We start from the raw sequence: 533 nt of genomic DNA on the forward strand, positions 1-533 counted from the left end.
GTCGTAGACCTCTTCGGACTGCAGGGCGACCGCCTTGTCCTTGTTGGCCTCCAGGTTGGCCGCCCAGATGTTGAGGGTCCGCGCGTAATGCTGCTGCAGCAGCTGCACCCGCTCGATCGTGAAGCCCGCCGCCTCGCCGAATTTGAAAATGTCTTCCTGCGCCGGGAGTTGTCCACCCGGGAAAATTTCCTGGCCGATGAATCGAGCGAATCGGATATCGCTCATCGTGATGGAAACACCGCGCTCGTGCTGCTGTTTTTGCGTGTAGGTCAAGATGGTGTGCAACAGCATTCGGCCGTCGTCGGGAAGGATCTCGTAGGCGCGCTCGAAAAATGCGGGATAGCGCTCCATCTTGAAAGCTTCGAAGGCGCCAATCGTGACGATCCGGTCGACCTTGTCCTCGAACTCTTCCCAGCCCTGCAACCGCACCTCGATGTTGCGGCTGGTCGGCAATCCGGCCAGCTTGTTCTTGCTGTACTCAAATTGATTGCGGCTCAGCGTGATCCCGATGACGTTGACGTCGTACTTCTCGA

General features: G+C 58.3%; 1 protein-coding gene. It reads right to left on the bottom strand.

Annotated features, from left to right (window positions below; all coding sequences use genetic code 11):
• Window positions 1-533: class I SAM-dependent methyltransferase (locus A5624_RS00010; RefSeq protein WP_197518882.1), on the bottom strand; the 533-nt coding region annotated here is incomplete at both ends.

Origin of the sequence: Mycobacterium sp. 1482292.6, from assembly GCF_001672995.1 — a bacterium.
Taxonomy (GTDB): Bacteria; Actinomycetota; Actinomycetes; order Mycobacteriales; family Mycobacteriaceae; genus Mycobacterium; species Mycobacterium europaeum_A.